Raw genomic sequence first — 19,747 nt, forward strand, 5'->3', positions numbered from 1 at the left:
ACTACATTTTTTGGTACAGAGATTTTAATTTCTCTCTAGTGATGACCTGCTTCCAATTCTTGCCTATTGCATTCATCCACAAAGGTTCTAGACCAAGAGCCACATCAATCATTATATCAAACTGTTCATCAGTTAAATCTGCGCATAAACCTTCCGGAAGTTCTATACCATGGAGGTTTTTCATTTTATTGAACAGCTCAACACCTTCAGGGTAAAACTCTTCCAAATGATTAAAAACAATGCAGTTGCCGATACCATGCTTGGTGCCAAGTAGATATGAAAGCCCGTAACTCATGGCGTGAGCGACTCCTACTTGGGAATAAGCAATACTCATACCTCCATGCCAGGATGCCATCATCAATTTATCTTGTGATTCTTCTTCGGATAGATTGCCTTCCACAAAAATTTCTTTACACAACTCAAATGCTTTTTCCCCATAGCTTTGGCTGAAGGCGTTCAGAAAAGTACCGTTAAGAGACTCTATACAGTGAATGTAACAATCCATACCTGTATAAAACCATTGTTGCTTTGGCACATTCTTGGTCAATTCTGGATCTAAGATAACTTGGTCAAAAGGTGTATAATCAGAATTGATCCCCAATTTTTTTTCTGGTCCTGTCAAAACTGTAGTTCTCGAAACTTCTGCACCAGTTCCTGAAATAGTCGGGATACCAACGTGATAGACAGCAGGAGTTTTTACCAAATCCCATCCTTGATAGTCTTTAGATTCACCTTCATTGGTAAGCATAATTGAAACAGCTTTTGCCAAATCTAGAATAGTGCCTCCACCTATACCTATAATACCTGAAGGTCTGTCGTTATGTGTCAAAATAATCTTCTCAACCAATTCATCTACTTGAGATGTCTTTGGTTCTTCAGCAGCAGAAATAAAAATCAATTCGTCATCATAAGCCAAAGGAATTCGAGTCGTAATAAAAATATCTCCCTTGAATACATCATCCACCAAAAATATAAATGGCGCAGTCGGACTTAATCTCTTGGATTCCAATATTTCACCTAACTGATTAAAACTGCCTCGTCCAAATACAACCCTGGACACCATTGGGTAATTTTTATAACTCATACATTAATCGTTCTTAACCATTGCATTACGTTTTTTTCTGCTCAAAAGAGGAATTATCTCTAACAGATTGCCAACAGTTTTATAGCTTTTATCTTGTGTTTCGTTATCACTCACTTGCTCATGCATCCATGTGGTATGAAAAGGTACATGAATGGCCTGTGCCTTAATGTTGACCAAAGGTAGAATATCAGATTTCAAAGAGTTGCCAATCATTAAAAATTCTGATGGTTTGATGTCCAAATGATTCAATAATTTTGAATAATTAGCTTCCTGCTTATCACTCAAAATTTCAATATGATGGAAATAATCCAACAATCCTGATTTTTCCAATTTACGTTCTTGGTCTAACAAATCGCCTTTCGTAACGACTATCAATCGAAAATCCTTTGACAATGTGAGCAATACTTCTTCTACGCCTTCCAACAATTCAACAGGTTTGTTGAGCATATCTTTACCTATTTCCAAAATCTTTCCAATGGTAGCGTTTGAAATGTTTCCATTTGAAAGTTCGAGAGCCATTTCAACCATTGAAAGAACAAACCCCTTTATACCATATCCATACAAAGGCAAATTTTCTATTTCCTTCTTGAACAGTTCTTGGTCTATTTTATTGGCTGTTTCATAAGGTGCCAGTAGTTTGGCAAATTCCAACTCGGCATCTCTAAAATATGTTTCATTGACCCAAAGCGTATCATCTGCATCAAAACCAATAACCTTTATGTTGGTGTAATCTATTTCCATAAACGTTTGGCTCTTTCTAAATCTTCTGGTGTATCAATCTCCACACCTTGCACTGTGGTTTCAACCATCTTAATTTTCTTACCGTACTCTAAATATCGAATACATTCTATCTTTTCTGTAGCTTCAAGAAATTGCATTGGAAGTCTATAAAAATCCAACAATGCTTGCTTTCTAAATGCATAAATACCTTTGTGTTTGAAATAACGAGCACCAGCTTCCTTATCTCTTGGAAAAGGAATCGGACTTCTTGAAAAGTAAAGAGCAAAATTGTTTTGGTCCACAATGACCTTCACCGTATTAGGGTTGCTTATTTCATCCCAATCATCAATCTCTACCATCAATGAGGCCAAATCTATTTCTTTTTGGACATCATGTTCAAAAACACCCAGAACTTTTTCCAAACTTTCTCTTTCCGTAAAAGGCTCATCACCTTGAACATTCACTACGATGTCTACATCCAAATCTTCTACGGCTTCCGCAATTCTATCACTTCCAGATTGATGTTCCTTCTTGCTCATAATAGCTTTCCCTCCATTATTCACAATCTCGTCATAAATCAATTGGCTGTCGGTAACCACGTAAACATCATCAAACAATTGTGTAGCAACCGTAGCTTCATAGGTTCTTAAAATAACGGTTTTTCCGGCCAAATTTTGCATCAATTTAGCAGGAAAACGAGACGCACTGTAACGTGCAGGAATCATTGAGATGATTTTCATAATTAAGAATGAATTCTAACCAAAAATAAAACTTTTTGGAGGAAATCAAGATTTTGATGGTCTAATCTTTTTATAAAATTTAAAAATGATGTAGAAGACCACAACCACCAATACCAATGCAACAATAGGAAGAAAAATGGATACCACAGACATGATTATCGAAGCTCCTGTCTCTACGGTTGTTACGAGCGGATTTCCAAAACCAGCGGTTGAGACCGAAGAAGCAACTCTAGTGGCTCCAGATGTACTTTTGATGGCTGCTGCTGTACCTCCACCAGCTATGATTGCCAATGCCCAAGTGACCACAGGACTTAAATCCGCAACAGTGGACACCATTACCGCAGTTCCTGCGATGGTGGCAAGAGGAATCGCAATTGAGTCTAACAGATTGTCCACGAAAGGAATATAGTATGCTATGATTTCGACGAATGTAGCTACTCCTAAAGTAATTAAAGCCGTCAAACTGCCAATCCACTGCCATGATTCATTGAGTTCCCAAACATTGAAATAAGAAGCCAAGCTCAAAGCAAACAATGGTAGAAATACTCTGAACCCAACCGAAGCGGCAAGACCTATTCCCAAACATATACTTATAATTGTTTCTGTCATTCTAGTAGTTAGTGTTTACATAAAGTATTCGTTACTCAACAAAAAATTCATTCTTGAAGCCTATCAAATATAATTTATTTTTCGCTCTCGTTACAGCGGTATATAGCCATCTTAAGTATTCTTTATCAATTCCATTGGGTAAATATGGTTGTTCTACGAAAACAGTATTCCATTGTCCTCCTTGCGATTTATGACAGGTGATGGCGTAAGAAAATTTCACTTGCAACGCATTGAAATGCTTATTGTTCTTAATTTTCAAGAACTTTTTATAGTTTGATGGTTCATCTTCATAATCTTTTTGGACCTCTTGATATAACCGATTGGAATCTTCGTAAGCCAACGAAGGAGCTTCAGCCTCAATAGTATCCAATAACAATACGGTTTCAAACGGCTTCATTCTTGGATAATCTGCCATTTGGACTTTGACTTCCGCAAATCGAAATCCATATAAATCTTGAATGCTATGAATTTCCAATACCTGAATGATATCGCCATTGGCAATAAACCCTGCTTCAGTAGTAGGTTTTATCCAGAAATAATTATTCTTTACCACCATGAGAAAGTCACCAACTGTCAATTCATTTTCATTGTTCAAAATGCGCTCTCTAATTTGTTTATTGTAAAGATTCGCTCTTTTGTTGCTCCTAACGATGATACTGGTTTCCTCATGACCTTCTTCGCTATACGCATCATTAATGGCATCCATAATTTCGTGTCCATCTATCAATCTTATAATATCGTCATAACCCTTCAGATCAAACTTAAAGGCTTCCATAAATTCACCATCCATAACTTCGCGAAGATGTGTCGCATTCATTAAAATACCAGAATCTTGCCCTTGCCTCACCACTTCATCAAGCTCCATGGTTTTGACTCTTTTATTGTAGTACAAATCGAGCTGACTGGCATCCAAAGCCGGACTCAAATCAGACTTTACAGGTGGCAGCTGTGCTTTATCTCCTATCAGCAATAGTTTGCATTTATGACCTGAATAGACATATTGCATCAAATCATCCAAAAGAGAACCATTTTCAAACAATTTTGAGTCGGCAGGTGCATCGGGAATCATCGACGCTTCATCAACTATAAATATGGTATTGCGGTGCTTATTGGGCTGCATCACAAACTTGACGCCTCCTCCTTTATCTTTTTTTGGAAAATAGATTTTTTTATGAATCGTAAAAGCTTCTTTTCCCGAATAATTAGATATCACTTTGGCAGCTCTTCCTGTAGGAGCTAAAAGAATGGCACTTTTTTTTACTTCCCAAAGATTCGAAACTAAAGTCCCGATAATACTTGTTTTTCCCGTTCCTGCAAACCCTTTTAAAAGATACAGTCCATTGGGTGAATCATCAAAAACAAAATCTGAAAGTTGATTTAAAACAATGTTCTGCTTATCTGTAGGTTCAAACGGGAATTTTGTCTTTAACAGTCGATAAAATTCAGAAGCATTCATGTATAATTTTTTGAGAATTGGAAAAGCCGAAAGATACTATTTAATTTATTGGCTATAAAAGCTTAAATGAGCTAAAATCATTTTCTGTCAAAATTCAATTGCTCTTTATGCCGCCAATTTTATTTCATTTTTGCTGTTATTGGTTTTTGTGAATAAAAAAAAATTGTAGATTTGCGTAATACCTAAAACTATAAAATAATAAACAAGCTAACTATGAGAGACATCATTATTGCGATAGTAGTTGTTATTCTTCTTACGATTGGGATCGTTTGGTTGATTGACAAATTTGTACCAAAAAAACTGAAGGTTGTTGTGAATCTTGTATTATGGATCATCATTTTCGTATTGGGATACTTCACCTTTATGTCTGTTTATGGTGAAATTCAATTCAACCAGCTTAAAGAAAAACGCTATGCAAAGGTTATTGATAGAATGATTGACATCAGGGATGCACAGTTAGCCTATAAACAAGTAAATGGAAAATTTACAGATAGTTTTGATGAATTGGTTAAGTTTATTGATAATGGTAGATTTACAATCACACAAAGGAGAGATTCAACCGTCAAGGATGAAGTAATGTCAAAACAGTTCGGTGTTTACATTCCTAAAGATATTGTCATCATCGATACGTTGGGCACCAAACCTGTAAAAGACTCTCTTTTTGGAGCCGATACGCGTTACAGGGAAATGATGAACGTACCAGTTGGGGAGCCCGGAGCGAAATTCAAAATGCAAGCTGGAACTCTAGACGACATTGCTGTTTTTGAAGCTAGTGTCGATAAATCAGTAATTCTTTATGACCAAGACAAAAATCTTGTGGATAAAGAGAAGCAAGTTGTTTCCGTTGATGGCGTTAATGGACCAACGTTGACAGTAGGTTCAATGAACGAAATCAAAACTACAGGAAACTGGCCTAAAAACTATTCAAAAGAAGAATAAATTGAATAAAAACAATATTATAAACTTGTCCATTCAAATCTCTTTGAATGGACTTTCTTTTTGTATCCTAAACAGGAGTACAAATCTTATTGAGTTTTTACAGCACAAATCGACCAATAAAAAAGCCAATCCATTTGAATTACTTGATTATCTTAAGCAAGCATTAGAAAGCTATCCGCAGCTAAAACAAACGTTTTCTTCAGTACAAGTTATTTACCAAAATGAACTTTCAAATTTAGTCCCAAAAGAACTTTTTAATGAAGAACATCTGGCAGACTATTTAAAGTTCAATTCAAAAATCCTGAAGTCAGATTATATCTCTTATGATGAAATTGCCGTAAATGAAAGTGTGAACGTATATGTTCCATACATGAACATCAACAATTTCATTTTTGATACGTTTGGTGTTTTTGAATATAAACATGCTTCTACAATTTTAATAGATACTTTTCTTCAGAAGGAAAACGATTCAGAAGCTGGTGCTGTTTTTATGAATGCCAATGAAACTACATTTGAATTGATAGCCATCAAAAACAACACTTTATTGCTTTATAATAGTTTTGAATTTTCCACAAAAGAAGATGTCATTTATTATTTGTTGTTTACGATGGAGCAGTTAAAATTGAGCCCAGAAAGCGTTAAGTTGAAGCTCATGGGACAAATAGTTAAAGACGATGATATTTACAGCATCATTTATACGTATGTGCGACATATTGAGTTTTACCAACCTAAATACAGTTTTGATTTCAATGAACATTCAAAACCATCAGAGCAGCACAATCACGCAGTTATTTTAAATAGTTTTTAATGCGAATCATTTCAGGAACATATAAAGGCCGACGCATCAATCCTCCAAAAAAATTACCAGTACGCCCTACTACTGACATGGCGAAGGAAGCATTGTTCAATATTCTGAATAATCTGTATTATTTTGATGAAATCACTGTATTGGATTTGTTTGCAGGAACTGGAAGCATAAGTTATGAATTTGCCTCCCGTGGCACACAACATATCACAGCCGTAGACCAAGATTATGGCTGTATTAAGTTTATCAACGAAACAGCAGAAACCTTTGAAATGCCAATACAAACTATCAAAGGCGATGTGTTTAAGTTCTTGGAGACATCAAGACAACAGGCAACCGTTATTTTTGCTGATCCTCCTTATGCCTTCACAGTTGAAGAATTTTCTAAAATTCCGCAATTGGTTTTTGAAAATGAGCTGTTGGAAGACGATGGCATTTTGGTGGTTGAACATTCAAAGCTAACCGATTTATCTTCTGTAGAAAATTTTCATTATTCGAAAAATTATGGAGGAAGCATGTTTAGTTTCTTCGAAATGCCTACAGACGAAGAAGAATAAAAAACAAAGCTCTTTGAAAGTTTCAAAGAGCCTGTTTAAGTAAGTAAATCTGTAAGCCGAATTCTGTACTTTCTTTTTTAGAAAAGAATTCTAAAAAAAATTAGAATAAATTTAAAAAAGAAAATCCTTATCATTTATCTGAATGCATTGTTGCCAATACACTTTAGCTGCCTACCCTCCAACAATCGAGCGTGCCGCCCTCAAGCGTTGGTATACATGGCATTGCACCGCATAGAGTTTACCTGATTTCACTACAGCATGACCTGTACATTCTTTCTGTTGCACTGTTCCTGACCTCACGGTCGATGGCCATTAACCATTATGTTGCACTATGGTGTTCGGACTTTCCTCCACGTCAAAGACGCAGCGATAAGGCGAAATACTTGCCGACAAATGTACACAAATTGTTAATAACTACTCTCAAATATGGGTTTCTTACTTCTTAATTTTGCCTTGAATTTTTAACTTTGTTACTTCAAGATTTTTCATGGAGCATTTCGTAGTATCAGCACGTAAATACAGACCGCAAACCTTTAAGGATGTTGTGGGTCAACAGGCTATTACCAATACGTTGCTGAATGCGATTGAGCATAATCATTTGGCGCAAGCTTTATTGTTTACAGGTCCTCGTGGTGTTGGTAAAACCACTTGTGCGCGTATTCTTGCCAAAATGATCAATAGCGATGGCTCTGAAAAGGAAGATGAGGATTTTGCTTTCAATATTTTTGAGCTAGATGCGGCTTCTAACAATTCAGTTGACGACATTAGAAATCTGACTGACCAAGTTCGCATTCCGCCACAAGTTGGAAAATACAAAGTCTATATCATTGACGAGGTGCATATGCTATCTCAAGCAGCTTTTAACGCCTTTTTAAAGACATTGGAAGAACCGCCTAAACACTGCATTTTCATCCTTGCAACGACCGAAAAGCATAAAATCATTCCAACCATTTTATCACGCTGTCAGATATTCGATTTTAAGCGCATTACTGTCAAAGATGCTAAAGAGTATTTGAAATATATTGCAGAAGAGCAAGGTGTGGATGCGGAAGATGATGCTTTGCACATCATCGCTCAAAAAGCAGATGGTGCCATGCGTGATGCTTTATCTATTTTCGATAGAGTGGTTAGTTTCTCTGGAAAAAACCTGACACGTCAGGCTGTGACCGAAAATCTGAATGTATTGGATTATGAAACATACTTTACCAGTACAGATTTGATTCTGGAAAATAAAATCCCAGAATTGTTGATACAATTTAATGAAACGCTTTCAAAAGGTTTTGATGGACATCATTACATTGCCGGATTGGCATCACATTTCAGAGATTTGATGGTTTGCCAAAATGATCAAACCGTAGAACTACTTGAGGTTGGAGATGAAACCAAAACCAAATATCTCGAGCAAGCGAAAAAAGCGCCTTATAGTTTTCTATTGCGTGGTATTGAACTTGCTAACGACTGCGATTTGAAATACAAAAGCAGTAAAAATCAACGCTTACTTGTTGAACTCACTTTAATGCAGCTTGCCTCTATCACTTTTGATGGAGAAAAAAAAAATAGCAAGCATTACATAATTCCCGCCTCATATTTTAAATCCAAAGGCATCAAACCTGTTGCTATAAAGGTTCCCAATGAGCAACCAACAACTATAGTTGAAACTTCTGAAGAACCAAAAAAAGCAAAGATCGCAACTCCCGATCCAGTCGTTCAAGAGCCTATTCCTGTTATCGATTTAAAAAGTGATACCCACAGAACTTCTGGTCTATCTTTGAAAAGTATCAGAGCAAAAAAGGAGCATCAAATCAGACAAATGGATGTGGTGATTGACCCGAACGACCTTCCACGTGAAGAAGTGAAGGAACCAGAATTTTTGAAAGCATGGAATGATTATGTGCGAGGTCTGGAACAAAAAGGCGAACGAATTATGGCTTCCATCCTAACAATGGGCACTCCTAAACTCAACGATACCACAATCCATCTTGAGTTTCCAAATGAAACGCTTAAGGTGGAATTGGAACGAGCACAATTTCCTTTAATGGAATATTTGAGAAAGGCGTTAAAAAATTATGATTTATCTTTGGATATATCTGTAAATGAAGAAATTGAAAAACAGTACGCATTTACGCCTATAGAGAAATATCAAAAACTTAAAGAAAAAAATCCCAACATCGAACTTTTAAAAAAGACTTTTGGGTTAGATATTTAATACGAATGAAAAAATTAATCTTCCTTATTTCGATTATGTGCGTGGCTTTTTATAGTTGTGATGGTCGGAAAAGCAAAAGTGTTTCATTAAAGGAATCGATTCAAGAATTTAATCAAAAGTTATCAGAATCTCCTATTATTGATTATTACCCAAAGGAATACACAGAGATTGTCACAGATACTATTATTTCAAATAAAGTAAAGGTACGCATCAAGAACTTTTCGCTTCCTTATGAAAGTATTTCGATGTCGAACAGTGAAAAATCGAACATAAAAATTCAAAAACATCATCGTGTTTTTGAATCTGAAGTGATTGTTTCTACTCAAAATAAGGAAATTTTGAGCACGCACATATCAGTAGAGAAGTTCAGAGAATTATATCCAGATGATTTTTGGACCAACGTTACCTTGCAACATGTTTGGGTAAACCAAGAATTGTCATCTCCTGAAATGATCAATTTGGATATGTCATTCATCAATCCAAAAAGTAAAGCATTCAAGGTTTACAGAATGACCATTGATGGAAAAGGACAACAACAAATTCAGTTAATCGAAGAACGCGCTTAAGATGCTTGGACTTAAATTACCTACAGACCCACGATGGGTGAACATAGTTGAAAAAAACATTGAAGATATCCTAACAGACCACGCCTATTGCGAGCAAAAGGCCGCCAGTACAGCTATTTCATTGATTGTCAGCTTCCCTGAATATACTGATTTGGTGCAGGAAATGATAGCTTTGGTCAAAGAGGAAATTAGCCATTTTAAAATGGTGCACGATAAAATTCTTAATCGAGGCTGGACTTTGGGCAGAGATCGAAAGGATGAGTATGTGATACAATTATTGAGCTTCTTCCCAAAAGGTGGCAGTAGAACGACACAGTTAGTACACAGGTTGCTCTATGCAGCGTTGATTGAAGCCAGGAGTTGTGAGCGTTTTCGTTTACTTTCAGAAGAAATGAATGATAAAGAATTGGCTGAATTTTATCGAAAATTGATGGTGAGTGAAGCCAACCATTACACCATGTTTCTGGGTTTTGCAAGGCAATATGGCGACCGAAAAGAAGTAGATGCCAAATGGCAGCAATTGCTTGACTTTGAAGCAGACATCATGAAAAATTTGAGCAAGAAGGAAACGATACATGGATAATTTTTCTATATTTAGAAAACTATATCGCTTCAAAACTCATAGACATGAAACATTCCTACTTATATATCTTTTTACTTTTTAATGGAAGTCTATTTGCCCAAAACAATCTACTGGGTCAGTGGTATCTATATTACATTGAGGTTGATGGTGTACAGCAATATAGTATTATTCCGAACAATTATAATAATGACTATACCTACAAAACCATAAATTTCAATGATAATAATACTTTTGATGGATTTGTTTGCTCTAATGAATATCAAGGAAGCTATTCAGTAATTGATGATAGTCAGGTTGATATTGGGAACTTCGCAGCTTTAGCTGGTTCTTGTTTATATCCAACAGAGTCTAGTTTATTCTTGTATCCATATTTTAACGTCTTAACAAATGGAGGAGGACAACCAAACAATATTTTCACTTATGCCATTTCGGGTTCTGGTGATGATGAAATACTAGTTCTTACTAATCCCGAAAGCAATAAAGCAGTTTATGGTAGAATTCGATTACCTGAAAGTAGACTACCCGGAGTTTGGTATCTACACTCTATTACAAGAAATGGCATTGAGAGTACCAACGACTTCAATCCTAATTTCTCAATTGATTTTAAATTTTATCCTGGGGTTTTTACTGGTTTGTCTTTTGATGGAAATTCCATTTGCAACGGTTATTTTGGTGATTACTACTTAAATACCCAAACATCTTTAAGATTTGGATACTTTGGAAGAACTCTTGCCCAATGTAATGATATAGACGCTGACTTATATGAATCTTCGAACTTTTCCTTTTTTGATGATTATCCCAATAGTTATTCGATTTTAGATTTCAATATATCAAATTCTGGAGATGATGAAATACTTGTTCTTACAGATGAAGATGGTGATTTTTTGACTTATGGAAGACAAACTTTATCGGTAATTGATAGAGATTTTAATGAAACATCTATCCGTTTAATAGAAAACCCTGTTTTCAACTCATTACAACTTAAATTTGTAGAAAATTTAGGGAATGTATTCAATTATAAAATTTATTCAATTGATGGAAAACTGATTAAAAGTGGAAACTTGAATGATTCTAATGATATAAACGTCGAAGATTTAAATTCAGGACTGTACTTTCTTGATATAATCGACAAATCCGCTTATAGACAACAATTGAAGTTCATCAAGAAGTAAGCAGGAATCATTTCACTTCTTGATGTTATTCTCTTTAATTCTAAACTCAACAATCTTCCTAATTAAATCTAAAGGGAGTGGTTTATCCAGAGGAAATTGGACAGAACCCTTACCTTGTTTATATCTTGAAAGTTCTTTTATAAAAGCTTCGTGGCCTGTAGGTGTGGCATAAAACCCGATATGATTTTTATATCCTGCGAAATATACCAAGGGTTTTTTGTTTAATTTGAAAGCTGGCATTCCATAGCTAATTAATTCTTCAGCGTCCACAGCGACAATTTTGATTTCATGATATATTTGTCTCAATTTCTCTTGAGTCGATTCTGGAAACTGTTTGATATAATCTTCAATTTCTTTCATAACAACTATCAAAAATAAAAAAGCTCCAATCATTAGATTGAAGCTTTAAATATAACTTAAAATTTGTTTAGATTTTTATTCCGATACCAATCTGGATGTTGTTGTTTTTTGCTTCAATACCTTCAAAATCTTCATCTAGAATATTCGTGATTCCGTATGAGAAACGTGCATCTATAAAGAGTTCATCCGTAATCACGTACTCGACACCTCCAATTCCTGAAAAAGAAAATGTTGAAAAAGCATCTTGATTTTTCCAAGTCTTCAAACTTGCCATTGGACCAGCTCCAATAGTGAATTTATCTCCAATATGAAATCGAAGCATCAAAGGCATCTGGATGTAATCGGCCTTTAAATCGTCAGCTTTACCACCTTCTGCTGAATATTGTAATTCCACTTGAAGAGAAATAAGTTCCGTAAATCCATAATCGACAAAACCACCAAAAGTAAAACCATTTCTATGCAAATTTTGAAAATCAGCGTCTGGCGTAAAGTCGAGATTTGAAATGTTAAGTCCTGCTCTAACACCATACTTGGTTTCTTGAGAAAAAGTTAAAGTTGAAAGACTTGCGAAAAGTAAAAGGGTTATTAGTTTTTTCATAAAAAGATGATTTGAGGCTGTGAATATAATTTGAAAAGCGTCAAATTCAACTAAATATTAGTTATGTAACAAGAAAAATAAGACCAAATGCCTATTTATGCCATTTTAACACTCGAAACTGTTTCAAAATAAACACTTTTGATAATTCCGTCGGAAAGCCCAATTTTTGGAACGTAAATATCCTTTGCACCACTCCATTTCATTGCAGAAAGATAAATTCTTGTCGCTGGAATGATAACATCTGCCCTATCTTGATTCAGATCTAATTGTGTAATCCTTTCCTCATAAGAATAAGTTTGAAGCATGTTATAAAACGAAGTCAAGTAAAAGTAAGTCAGTGGTTTGCCAGCTGCTTTGCCGGAAATCTTAAAAATTTTATTGATGTTGCCGCCAGATCCTATTAAATCAACCTTCTCATATTCATTGGTGTGGTGTTTGATCCACTGTTCCAAATCGAACCAAGCTTCTTTTTGAACAATGTCATTTAACAATCTAACCGTACCAATCTTGAATGATCTAGAGGCAACCGTTTTGCCTTGGTGGATGACGGTGAACTCTGTACTGCCTCCACCAACATCTACATATAAATAGGTTTTACTATCATCTATATATTGATTCAAATCTGTTGCAGCAATAATGGCGGCTTCCTCCTCTCCATCTATAATATCAATTTTTATTTTACATTGCTTGGCAATATGTTTTGCCACTTCAAATCCATTGTCTGCCTCTCGCATCGCAGACGTGGCACAGGCCTTATAGTTTGTTACCTTATGAGCTTGCATCAACAATCGAAAAGCATTCATGGTGTCTACCAGCCTTAACTCATTTTCTTTTGAAATTTGCTGCTGAAGAAAGACATCTGCACCCAACCTGATAGGCACACGTACCAATGAGCTTTTTTTGAACAATGCCGGTTTTCCCTTTTGCTCTATAATATTTGAAATAAGTAAACGCACAGCATTTGAGCCAATATCGATAGCTGCGTATTTTTTGATTATCAACATTCTAACTTTGCAATTTTTTTAAGTAGTAATCATATGTGTCAAATTGTGAGTGCACTTTTGGCAAATCATTTTTCTTATAAATATTACTCTGTGTTTCATCTAAAATTCTGGCTTTTACATTGTCATTCCAACAAATTTCAAAAATATCCATTAATTCCTGTTTGATATCATTGTCATAAATTGGACATGTTACCTCTACTCTATTTTCAATGTTTCTAGTCATCCAGTCTGCTGAAGATATAAAAACTTTTGGATCATCGTTATTGCAAAAAATGAGCATTCTGGTATGTTCCAAAAACTTATCAATAATGCTTATGATTTCAATATTTTCGCTCATTCCCCGAACTCCAGGCACCAGACAGCATAGACCTCTAATGATCATTTGTATTTTAACTCCAGCCCTGCTCGCCTCATATAATTTATCGATCATCATATAACTTGAAATACTGTTTAATTTAATCTTTATGAAGGCAGGTTTCCCTTTTTTAACATTCTCAATTTCGTTGTCAATCATCTTAAAAAATCTCGACTTGGTATAATGAGGTGAAGTGATGATGTGCTTATATCTGAAAATTTTATAATTGGTTTCAAAAAAATTGAAAACTTTATTGATGTCTTTCAGAATGCGTTGGTCAGCAGTTAGCAATGTAAAATCTGTATAAACCTTGGCTGTAGATTCATTAAAATTTCCAGTACTTATAAACCCGTAACGAACGATAGAATCTTCTTCTTCACGTTCAATGACACACATTTTACTGTGAACCTTTAAACCTCTGACTCCAAACAGTAGATTGATGCCTTCTGAAACCATTTGTTCGGCATAATCAATATTGGCTTGCTCATCAAAACGTGCTTGCAATTCTATGGCAACGGTAACTTTTTTACCATTTTTTGCAGCATTGATAAGAGAACTCGCAACATGCGAAATCTGCGCCAGGCGATAGATGGTAATCTTAATTGATTTTACTTTAGGGTCTAATGCTGCTTCACGAAGAAATTTTACGATATATGAGAAAGTGTGAAAAGGTGTATATACCAAATAATCTTTGTTGGCAATGGTGGAAAAAATACTGCGTTCAAGACTTAACCCCTTAACTGGTAAAGGGCTAATCTTGTCATACAATAAATCAGTTCTTCCTAAACTTGGAAAATCCATATAATCACGACGGTTATGATATCGACCTCCTGGAATGACACTGTCGTTTGTTTCAATGGACATTTTATCCATGAAATAACGCAACGTTTCCTCATCGATAGTTTTATCATAAACAAATCGGATGGGTTCACCTATTTGACGATGTTTCACACTATCGGAAATTTTCTCGATAAAACTCTTACTCAAATCACTGTCAAAATCCAATTCACCATCTCTGGTGATTTTAATCATATGAGCTGTAATATCTTGATATTCAAATATGCTAAAGATATCATGGAGACAATATCGCAACAAATCATCCAGCATTATAATATAATCAATGTTGTCCTTTTTGGGCAGAACTACAAAACGATCCATCGTTCTTGAAATCTCTATCAAAGCATATTGACATTTTCCGTCCAATAGTTTCATATTGCAGGCAAGATATGCTGCACTATCTTTTAACGTTGGTAAATCGACTTGATCACTTAAAACGATAGTGACCAGGGCAGGACTAACATGCTGTATAAAATAGTTTTTTATAAAAGAATGTTGAGATTCATCAATTTGATCTTCTTTTACAATATAGATATTTTCATCTTCTAATTTCTCATGAATCTTGTTCAGGATATCAAGACTCTCACTTTGTTGCTTTATGACAATCTGTGTGATTATTTCAAGGAGTTCGCTTGCAGCATAGCCTCCCAATTCGCTTCGGGCTGCTTTACCAGCTTCTTCAATACGCTTGATGGTAGCATATCGTACCTTAAAAAATTCATCAAGATTATTGGAAAATATTCCCAAAAACCTCAATCTTTCAATTAACGGAACACTTTCGTCTTCAGCCTCCTGAAGAACTCTCGCATTAAATTGCAACCAACTTATTTCCCTATTTATATACGTATATTTGTCTTTAATCATCTATCATAAAACATTGATGTTACAAATATATTCTAATTAACCATTATATAAAAAGTTACAATGGAAGCCAAAAGAATAAGTTTAAAAAATTAGTTTGTATTTCTTGAATGATTGAAAGCGATTAAAAAAATAGATTCAAGTTTACTTTAATCTAAACCACAATTTCTTATCGATCTTTCAAATTTCTCGGGAAAAGAATCTTTTTAGTATGTCCTTTATCGATTTTTATCCACGAATCACAATTAAAGTCTATAGAGACCAATCCACAAGTTGGGACATTATCAATATATTTATCTCCAAACTTGTTTACAATTGATGTAAATGCATGGTTATGGCCAAAAATCATTACATCCGATAGTTTGTCCGAGAGCGCATAAATGAATTTGACGACTTGATTTCCATCAAAATCATATAATTTTTCATTAACTGTTAGCATATTTTCCTTAAAATTTAAAGTATCCATAAATATCCTACACGTAGTCAGTGCTCTATTGGCTGGGCTAGAAAAAATAGCGTCCGGACAAAAATTGTGTGTTAACAATTCATTTGAAAGTAAATTCGCATCATTATATCCTCTTATGCTCAAAGGTCTATGAATGTCAGTTAAATCGTGCTCCCAAGAAGATTTAGCATGCCTTACAAAAGTGATTGATTTCATTTTATTTTCGATAAAGTGCAAAATATTTCGATAAAGTGTTGCATAATTCCGTTTTAACGATTATTTTCGTCGCTTCAACATTTATTTTTGTTCAGTACATAAGTAATGAGTTGATTTGCTGTAGTAAATTAATGTAAATGACCCCAAATCTAAAATATATTAATCAATCCATTAATTCAGCATTGGCATACAATGCTCTTCCCTCACTATTATTGAATTTTGTAATCAACCAATTTATGATGTTTAAGTCATCGAATGGTATGTGAAGTTACATTTATTTAATAATTAAATCAAAGTTTTAAAAATTAATAAAGAAAATATAATCCTGTAAATCATATTTTCTTAATAAACAAAAATATCCCATCGACTAAAATTAGGGCTTATGAAAACAAATACGTATAGAATTGGTAAAAAATATTCTTTATTTTTTTTGATACTGCTGATTCAAGCATTTGCCTTCGGACAGAGAAATGCATCACTTTCATCAACAAAAAGTGAAAATATCATTGTTGAGAGTTCTGCATTTTCAGATTGTACCGCTAATGATTTCAGAGTTGGACAATTTTATTTGGCTGACTCAAACGGTAACCCGTTGAATAATACTTGTACACCAGGAAATATTCAATCTGGTTATATCTACGCGGTTTTTACAGCTAACACCAACGCAAATAGATATAGTCTCTATATTGATTATGACATTTATATTAATGGTGTATTCAGTTCTCATGTTACTGATTGTATCTTTCCACAATCTCCGATTCCGGTTGGACCAAGCGTCAGAATTCAGCAAATTAACTGGACATGCGGTGATAGAATAGAATTTAAAAATTATTATATGGCATGGCAAAGTTCCTCAAATGCTTCATGTGGTACAAATCCATCCAAATGCTTTTATTCGCCTCTAGGATTTGTAGTGAACGCACCATTAATCGCTAATTTTACTATTGGTTATAATTGTAATTCATATTTAGTTAATTTAGCAAGTACCACAACAGGAGGGAATATTTTAAATCCTTATTCATATCAGTGGGATATTAATAATGATGGCTCTGTAGAATATACTGTAGCAAATCCTAACCATACTTTTCCTGGTCCTGGGACTTATACAGTTAAGTTAACGGTGTTTGACTCTAATGGAACTAGTGATTCACAAATATATAATGTTGTAGTTAGTCCACATCTTCAAGGCTTAATTTTGAATGTAACAAATATACCTTGTACTGGCGGTTACGGTTCTATTGTAGCAAGTGGTACAACCGGTGGAACTGGAAATTATACCTATAGCATCTCGCCACAACCTAATGGATATGTTCAAAATGGGAATCAGTTCTCCAATTTACCTGCGGGAACCTATACTGTCACTGTAAGGGATGGGAGAGCTTGTACAATCAGTAGGACGGCCACCATTGTAGTAATTGACAATACAAATCCTACCATTAATGCTCCAAACGATATTTTGGTAGAAGGATGTTCTGCAAATGATGCCACCAATGGCAATTTAACAACATTACCTTATAGTCCAACCCCTGTAAGCATATCTGTACAGCAATTTAACGCCAATGGAGGAACTTTCGTTGAGCAGAATGTTGCATCCATTACGTATCAAGATCATTTGACAACGGATATTTGTCCAAGAAAAATTGATAGAACTTTTACCATAACAGATAATTGTGGAGGTACCGCTTCAGACATACAGTTTATAATAATTCAAGATTCAACACCTCCTGTTGTACCAAGTCCTCCAGCGGATGTTACTTATGAATGCTTCGATGATGTTCCTTTGCCAAGCAATTTATCAGCAAATGATACCTGTAGTGGTACAATTACTTCATTGGGTATAGATTCGGTAAGTGGGACTGATACTTGTAACTACATTATTACACGAACTTGGACATTTACTGATTCATGTGGTAATTCAAGTGTTATTTCTCAAAGTATAACAGTACGAGATGATACACCTCCAACTATAAATAATGTGGCTGCAGATCAAACTGTTCTATGTGATGGATCTGGGAATACTCAAGAATTCCAATCATGGCTGAATACTCATGCGGGTGCTATGGCTAGTGATAATTGTTCTGAAGTAATCTGGACATACGAAATTTTGTATACAACAAGTCAGTGTGGAGGTAGCTCTAGGACTTTGGTAAGATTTATTGCTACGGACGAATGTAATAACTCTAGTACTACAACAGCATTATTCACAATTTTAGATTTACAACCGCCAACTATAGTTACAAATGCAAGTGACCTTACCGTCGAGTGCGACGGAAACGGAAACATGGACGACCTGAACAGCTGGTTGGCATCACAGGGCGGTGCCACGGCTTCAGATGCATGCTCAAACGTGACATGGACAAACAACTACAGCTCGCTCTCCGACGAGTGCGGGGCAACGGGTTCTGCTACGGTGACCTTCACAGCTACCGACGAGTGCGGGAACACGGCAACGTCAACCGCGACATTCACCATCGAGGACACGACCCCTCCGGTGATCGATGCCGGTGCAACTGACCTTACCGTCGAGTGCGACGGAAACGGAAACATGGACGACCTGAACAGCTGGTTGGCATCAAACGGTGGTGCCTCTGCTTCAGATGCATGCTCTAACGTGACATGGACCAACAACTATAGCTCGCTATCCGATGAGTGCGGGGCAACGGGTTCTGCTACGGTGACCTTCACAGCTACCGACGAGTGCGGGAACACCGCAACGTCAACGGCGACATTCACCATCGAGGACACGACCCCTCCGGTGATCGATGCCGGTGCAACTGACCTTACCGTCGAGTGCGACGGAAACGGAAACATGGACGACCTGAACAGCTGGTTGGCTGCACAGGGCGGTGCCACGGCTTCAGATGCATGCTCAAACGTGACATGGACAAACAACTACAGCTCGCTCTCCGACGAGTGCGGGGCAACGGGTTCTGCTACGGTGACCTTCACAGCTACCGACGAGTGCGGGAACACGGCAACGTCAACCGCGACATTCACCATCGAGGACACGACCCCTCCTGTACTGGATGTTGAAGCCACAAACATTACGATTGAGTGTGACGGAAACGGGAACAACGGTGCCATCGAGGAATGGCTCAACAATAATGGGAATGCAACTGCTTCAGATGCATGCTCGAACGTGACATGGACAAACAACTATGCAGGCGAAGCTTCGGATTGCTCCCTGCCCGTGGAAGTGACGTTCACCGCTACCGATGAGTGCGGGAACTCCGTCTCCACAACAGCTACATATACTATACAGGATACGGTCCCACCTGTGATCAACGGGGGAGCTGACCTTACCGTCGAGTGCGACGGGAACGGAAACATGGACGACCTGAACAGCTGGTTGGCATCAAACGGTGGTGCGACCGCGTCTGATGACTGCTCGGCAATCTCTTGGTCGAACAACTTCAGCTCACTCTCTGATGAGTGCGGGGCAACGGGTTCTGCTACGGTGACATTTACAGTTACCGATGGATGTGGAAACTCTGCATCCACAACAGTGACCTTCACCATCGAGGACACGACCCCTCCGGTGATCGATGCCGGTGCAACTGACCTTACCGTCGAGTGCGACGGAAACGGAAACATGGACGACCTGAACAGCTGGTTGGCTGCACAGGGCGGTGCC

Annotated in this window: 18 protein-coding genes and 1 other RNA gene; 8 read left to right on the plus strand and 11 right to left on the minus strand. The window is 36.5% G+C overall.

All coding sequences use genetic code 11. The features are described from left to right. Position 1: 1 nt before the first annotated feature. The 5 genes from M0G43_RS11025 to M0G43_RS11045 are packed head-to-tail and all read right to left on the minus strand — an operon-like array spanning position 2 to position 4,609. Complete coding sequence (locus M0G43_RS11025; RefSeq protein ID WP_248026476.1) at positions 2-1,063, minus strand: iron-containing alcohol dehydrogenase family protein; 1,062 nt, start codon at positions 1,061-1,063, stop codon at positions 2-4. Between the two features lie 24 nt (positions 1,064-1,087). Then, positions 1,088-1,825 (minus strand): HAD family hydrolase, encoded by a 738-nt coding sequence (locus tag M0G43_RS11030; protein WP_248026478.1) that lies wholly within the window; start codon positions 1,823-1,825, stop codon positions 1,088-1,090. Beyond that, positions 1,816-2,544: a 3-deoxy-manno-octulosonate cytidylyltransferase gene (gene kdsB, locus M0G43_RS11035; RefSeq protein ID WP_248026483.1), complete on the minus strand. Its 729-nt coding sequence runs from the start codon at positions 2,542-2,544 to the stop codon at positions 1,816-1,818. The genes M0G43_RS11030 and kdsB overlap by 10 nt, the downstream gene beginning before the upstream one ends. Before the next feature lie 45 nt (positions 2,545-2,589). After that, positions 2,590-3,153 (minus strand): DUF4126 domain-containing protein, encoded by a 564-nt coding sequence (locus M0G43_RS11040; protein ID WP_248026485.1) that lies wholly within the window; start codon positions 3,151-3,153, stop codon positions 2,590-2,592. 31 nt (positions 3,154-3,184) lie between these two features. Continuing rightward, positions 3,185-4,609, minus strand: a complete 1,425-nt coding sequence (locus M0G43_RS11045; RefSeq protein WP_248026489.1) for an ATP-dependent RecD-like DNA helicase — start codon at positions 4,607-4,609, stop codon at positions 3,185-3,187. 213 nt (positions 4,610-4,822) lie between these two features. Between M0G43_RS11045 and M0G43_RS11050 the strand changes: the two genes are divergently transcribed. From M0G43_RS11050 to rsmD, 3 genes are read left to right on the plus strand one after another with little or no spacing between them, the layout of a single operon-like run. Further along, complete coding sequence (locus M0G43_RS11050; protein WP_248026491.1) at positions 4,823-5,548, plus strand: hypothetical protein; 726 nt, start codon at positions 4,823-4,825, stop codon at positions 5,546-5,548. A gap of 1 nt (position 5,549) precedes the next feature. Continuing rightward, positions 5,550-6,356, plus strand: coding sequence for a DUF3822 family protein (locus tag M0G43_RS11055; protein WP_248026500.1), 807 nt, complete (start codon positions 5,550-5,552; stop codon positions 6,354-6,356). After that, entirely contained in the window at positions 6,356-6,910 is a 555-nt protein-coding gene (gene rsmD, locus M0G43_RS11060) for a 16S rRNA (guanine(966)-N(2))-methyltransferase RsmD (RefSeq protein WP_248026510.1), read from the plus strand. Before M0G43_RS11055 ends, rsmD begins: the two co-directional genes overlap by 1 nt. Positions 6,911-6,946: 36 nt before the next feature. Here the strand turns inward: rsmD and rnpB are convergent. Beyond that, positions 6,947-7,296, minus strand: an RNA gene (rnpB, locus tag M0G43_RS11065) — RNase P RNA component class A. A gap of 101 nt (positions 7,297-7,397) precedes the next feature. Between rnpB and dnaX the strand changes: the two genes are divergently transcribed. From dnaX to M0G43_RS11085, 4 genes are read left to right on the plus strand one after another with little or no spacing between them, the layout of a single operon-like run. After that, positions 7,398-9,116: a DNA polymerase III subunit gamma/tau gene (dnaX, locus tag M0G43_RS11070; RefSeq protein WP_248026531.1), complete on the plus strand. Its 1,719-nt coding sequence runs from the start codon at positions 7,398-7,400 to the stop codon at positions 9,114-9,116. A 5-nt stretch (positions 9,117-9,121) separates the two neighbouring features. Next, positions 9,122-9,682, plus strand: a complete 561-nt coding sequence (locus M0G43_RS11075; RefSeq protein WP_248026534.1) for a hypothetical protein — start codon at positions 9,122-9,124, stop codon at positions 9,680-9,682. Position 9,683: 1 nt separating this feature from the next. After that, positions 9,684-10,265 (plus strand): tRNA-(ms[2]io[6]A)-hydroxylase, encoded by a 582-nt coding sequence (locus tag M0G43_RS11080; protein WP_248026537.1) that lies wholly within the window; start codon positions 9,684-9,686, stop codon positions 10,263-10,265. Positions 10,266-10,309: 44 nt separating this feature from the next. Next, positions 10,310-11,437, plus strand: coding sequence for a T9SS type A sorting domain-containing protein (locus tag M0G43_RS11085; protein WP_248026545.1), 1,128 nt, complete (start codon positions 10,310-10,312; stop codon positions 11,435-11,437). A 12-nt stretch (positions 11,438-11,449) separates the two neighbouring features. Here the strand turns inward: M0G43_RS11085 and M0G43_RS11090 are convergent, their stop codons facing one another. The 5 genes from M0G43_RS11090 to M0G43_RS11110 form a co-directional block, all read right to left on the minus strand. Beyond that, positions 11,450-11,830, minus strand: coding sequence for an iron chaperone (locus tag M0G43_RS11090; RefSeq protein WP_248026548.1), 381 nt, complete (start codon positions 11,828-11,830; stop codon positions 11,450-11,452). Positions 11,831-11,864: 34 nt separating this feature from the next. Continuing rightward, on the minus strand, positions 11,865-12,395 hold the full coding sequence (locus tag M0G43_RS11095; RefSeq protein WP_248026549.1) for a porin family protein: 531 nt from the start codon (positions 12,393-12,395) through the stop codon (positions 11,865-11,867). A gap of 95 nt (positions 12,396-12,490) precedes the next feature. Then, positions 12,491-13,399, minus strand: coding sequence for a Ppx/GppA phosphatase family protein (locus M0G43_RS11100; RefSeq protein WP_248026550.1), 909 nt, complete (start codon positions 13,397-13,399; stop codon positions 12,491-12,493). A gap of 1 nt (position 13,400) precedes the next feature. After that, a complete protein-coding gene (gene ppk1 / locus M0G43_RS11105) occupies positions 13,401-15,455 on the minus strand; it encodes a polyphosphate kinase 1 (RefSeq protein WP_248026554.1) in 2,055 nt (684 codons plus the stop codon). Positions 15,456-15,621: 166 nt separating this feature from the next. Further along, complete coding sequence (locus tag M0G43_RS11110; protein WP_248026556.1) at positions 15,622-16,113, minus strand: SixA phosphatase family protein; 492 nt, start codon at positions 16,111-16,113, stop codon at positions 15,622-15,624. A 382-nt stretch (positions 16,114-16,495) separates the two neighbouring features. Between M0G43_RS11110 and M0G43_RS11115 the strand changes: the two genes are divergently transcribed. Beyond that, on the plus strand, positions 16,496-19,747 hold a 3,252-nt coding region (locus tag M0G43_RS11115), incomplete at its 3' end, for a PKD domain-containing protein (protein WP_248026558.1).

The sequence above is a fragment of the Subsaxibacter sp. CAU 1640 genome (assembly GCF_023156585.1).
GTDB lineage: Bacteria > Bacteroidota > Bacteroidia > Flavobacteriales > Flavobacteriaceae > JBPOFM01.

Coding starts and splice junctions, on each gene's coding strand:
- rsmD (WP_248026510.1), top strand. CDS start 6,356: ATGCGAATCATTTCAGGAACATATAAAGGCCGACGCATCAATCCTCCA.
- M0G43_RS11075 (WP_248026534.1), top strand. CDS start 9,122: ATGAAAAAATTAATCTTCCTTATTTCGATTATGTGCGTGGCTTTTTAT.
- kdsB (WP_248026483.1), bottom strand. CDS start 2,544: ATGAAAATCATCTCAATGATTCCTGCACGTTACAGTGCGTCTCGTTTT.
- M0G43_RS11025 (WP_248026476.1), bottom strand. CDS start 1,063: ATGGTGTCCAGGGTTGTATTTGGACGAGGCAGTTTTAATCAGTTAGGT.
- M0G43_RS11045 (WP_248026489.1), bottom strand. CDS start 4,609: ATGAATGCTTCTGAATTTTATCGACTGTTAAAGACAAAATTCCCGTTT.
- M0G43_RS11090 (WP_248026548.1), bottom strand. CDS start 11,830: ATGATTGGAGCTTTTTTATTTTTGATAGTTGTTATGAAAGAAATTGAA.
- M0G43_RS11050 (WP_248026491.1), top strand. CDS start 4,823: ATGAGAGACATCATTATTGCGATAGTAGTTGTTATTCTTCTTACGATT.
- M0G43_RS11080 (WP_248026537.1), top strand. CDS start 9,684: ATGCTTGGACTTAAATTACCTACAGACCCACGATGGGTGAACATAGTT.
- ppk1 (WP_248026554.1), bottom strand. CDS start 15,455: ATGATTAAAGACAAATATACGTATATAAATAGGGAAATAAGTTGGTTG.
- M0G43_RS11085 (WP_248026545.1), top strand. CDS start 10,310: ATGAAACATTCCTACTTATATATCTTTTTACTTTTTAATGGAAGTCTA.
- M0G43_RS11110 (WP_248026556.1), bottom strand. CDS start 16,113: ATGAAATCAATCACTTTTGTAAGGCATGCTAAATCTTCTTGGGAGCAC.
- M0G43_RS11095 (WP_248026549.1), bottom strand. CDS start 12,395: ATGAAAAAACTAATAACCCTTTTACTTTTCGCAAGTCTTTCAACTTTA.
- M0G43_RS11030 (WP_248026478.1), bottom strand. CDS start 1,825: ATGGAAATAGATTACACCAACATAAAGGTTATTGGTTTTGATGCAGAT.
- M0G43_RS11100 (WP_248026550.1), bottom strand. CDS start 13,399: ATGTTGATAATCAAAAAATACGCAGCTATCGATATTGGCTCAAATGCT.
- M0G43_RS11040 (WP_248026485.1), bottom strand. CDS start 3,153: ATGACAGAAACAATTATAAGTATATGTTTGGGAATAGGTCTTGCCGCT.
- dnaX (WP_248026531.1), top strand. CDS start 7,398: ATGGAGCATTTCGTAGTATCAGCACGTAAATACAGACCGCAAACCTTT.